This is a genomic window from Nitrococcus sp., from assembly GCF_059432795.1.
On the sequence record NZ_JBXWZQ010000096.1, the window covers coordinates 1 to 2,761 of the forward strand.

Sequence of the window (2,761 nt, forward strand, 5' to 3'; positions counted from 1 at the left end):
GTTCGCCCACAGCAGCGAGCCGTCCTTGCGACGATAACGCACCTCCATTTCGAAATCCGAGCCGCCCTGCGCCAAACGGCCGATCGCGTCCATCATCGGCGCGGATTCCCTTGGCTCGAGCACCTGCGAGAGGGTCATTTGCAGTAGCTCGGTTTCCGCGTAGCCAAGCATCTCTGACCAGCGTTTGTTCACCAGCGTCATCCGCCCGGCGGCGTCGGCCTGCACCACTCCTGCCGTCGCCTGATCGACAATGCTACGAAACCGCCGCTCGCTCGCGCGCAGCTCCGCGGTCGCCTCCCGGCGAATCCGCGCGAGCTTCAGACTGCTCTCGACCCGCGCCAACAGCTCGCGAGCCGCGAAGGGCTTGGTTAGGTAATCATCGGCGCCGGCATCGAGGCCTTCGGCTCTGGCCTCTTCGCCGGCGCGCGCCGAGATGATAATGACGGGCAGATCGCGCAGCGGGGGATTGTCACGGATCGTGCGCAGCAGGGCAAAGCCATCGACATGCGGCATCATGATGTCGGCGAGAACAAGGTCCGGGCGACGTTTGTGCAGCCACTCGAGCGCGGCCTGTCCGTTGCTGACGGTCTCCACGACGTAGGAGCCACTGAGGACACGCCGCACGTAAGCCCGCATGTCCGCATTGTCGTCGGCGAACAGGATACGCGCGCCGCGGCTCGAGAGTTCAACCGACTCCTCGGTGTTGGGTGCCTCGTAACGACCGGTCTCCGAGTCGGGCAGCCAGTGCAGCGCTTCCTCCACAAAAGCCGCCGCCCGCACCGCAGTCGAGGCGGAGCTGCGAGGCGCGCCGAGGCGCTCCGCCGGCAGGTGCGGCAGGTGCGCCGTTCCCAGGGGCAGCTTGAGCGTAATGACGGTTCCGCTGTCCAATGCACTCTCAGAGTGAATCGTACCGCCATGCAGCCTTACGAGTTCCTGCACCAGGGCGAGGCCGATGCCGCTGCCCTCGTGGGTGCGGCTTTTCTGATTTTCGATGCGATGGAAGCGCTCGAACAAGCGCGGCACCTCGTGCGCGGGAACGCCCACCCCCGTGTCGTGAACGGTGAGCTCGGCGGCGCCCTCCACGGCGGCCAAGCGAACGGCGATCCTGCCCTCGAAGGTGAATTTGAAGGCGTTGGAGAGCAGATTGAGGACAATCTTCTCCCACATGTCCCGGTCGACGTGGACGGGCTCGGGGAGAGTCGGACAGTCCACGTCCAGCACGAGCCCCGCACGCTCGCAGGCCGCTCGAAAATTACTAACAAGATCCGCGGTGAGACCGGCGAGGTCCGTCGGTTCAAAGGAGGCTTGCATGCGCCCGGCCTCGATACGGGAGAAATCGAGCAGGGAATTGACCAGTTTGAGCAGACGCAATCCGTTGCGGTGCGCCAGTTCGATCTCGCCCCGGCGGGACGGCAATTGGCCCGGATCACCCGCGAGCGCCTCTTCGAGCGGGCCCAACATTAGCGTCAGCGGCGTGCGGAACTCATGGCTGATATTGGAAAAGAACATGGTCTTGGCCCGATCGATCTCGGCCAATGCCTCGGCGCGCTTGCGCTCCTCCTCATAAGCCCGGGCGTTCGCCACCGCCGCGGATACGGCAGCCGTCAACAATCCATAGAAGCTGCGATACTCTTCGTCGAGCGGCAAGCGGGAACTCACGCCGGCAACAATGATGGCGCTCGCGCGCTCCGAGCCCGGCAGCCGCACCGGCAATACCAACGCCGTTCGCGGGGACTCCGGATAGGGGCCGCACGCCAGCGCACCGAATTTCGTCTCCAGTTCATCAAGCTGCACGCTCTGGCCTGTATGAGCCACCTCATCGAGACGCCACGGCGTCAGCGAGGAGGCTTGCAGATCGACCGATTGCGGGGTGGCGTGCGTCCCCGGAGCGAGGCCGATACTGTTGAGCAACCGTGCCCTGCGGCCCTCGCCCTCGCCCTCGCCCTCGACCAGATAGAACAGCACGAAAGGAAGATCGAATTCGTATTGGGCAAGCGTTTCTGCGGCGGTGGCGAAGGCACTTTCGAGCGTCTGCGCTTTACCGGCGCGCGCGGCCAAGTCGCGTAGAGCGTGCGTGCGCCGCTCGCTCAGCATCTTGACCGTCGTCTCGGTCACCGGGTGGAAGAGCCCGCCGATACCGCCGCTCTCGTCACGAATGGGACTGAAGGAGAACGTGAAGAACGCTTCCTCCAAGTAGCCGTTTCGGTCGACAAACACGCGGCGGTTCACGAGATATTGGCTCTCGCCGGCGAGGGCGCGATTGAACGCCTCACCGATGGCTGGCCAGGCTGAAGCCCAGCATTCCCGGAAGTTCTGCCCCATGGAGTGCGGGTGCTTGCCCCCACAAATCGGCCAGTAGCCGTCATTGTAGATTTGTACTTGTTCCGGGCCCCAGGCTATAGAGATGGGGAAGTTTGAGGAGATACAGAGACTAACGGCGGTACGCAGGCTCTGCGGCCAGCGCTCGATTCGGCCAAGCGGTGTTTGCGACCAGTCCGTTGCCCGAATCAGCTTGCCCATCTCCCCGCCGCCGGAGAGAAAGCTGTTGGCCAGCGCGTTTCGCTCGTCGTTCCGTATGGCCATGGCTCACAGATCCGCCCCGCCCGTTCCGGATTGTTGTATTTGTCGCGTCACCCTATTGATTAGGACACCTCAAATGAGAAAAGCGCCAAATGCCGCGCCCCGTTTTGAAGTGCTGCTCACACTTTGAGAATAGCTCGATGCGCCGGGACGGGCTGATCGACATACCTCATGCGGGATT

1 protein-coding gene is annotated in these 2,761 nt (G+C 63.6%); it reads right to left on the reverse strand.

All coding sequences use genetic code 11. The annotated features are described in order from the left end of the window. A partial coding sequence (locus tag AC52Q4_RS07260) for a response regulator (RefSeq protein WP_495536134.1) occupies window positions 1-2,583 on the reverse strand: 2,583 nt, incomplete at its 3' end. Window positions 2,584-2,761: the final 178 nt, after the last annotated feature.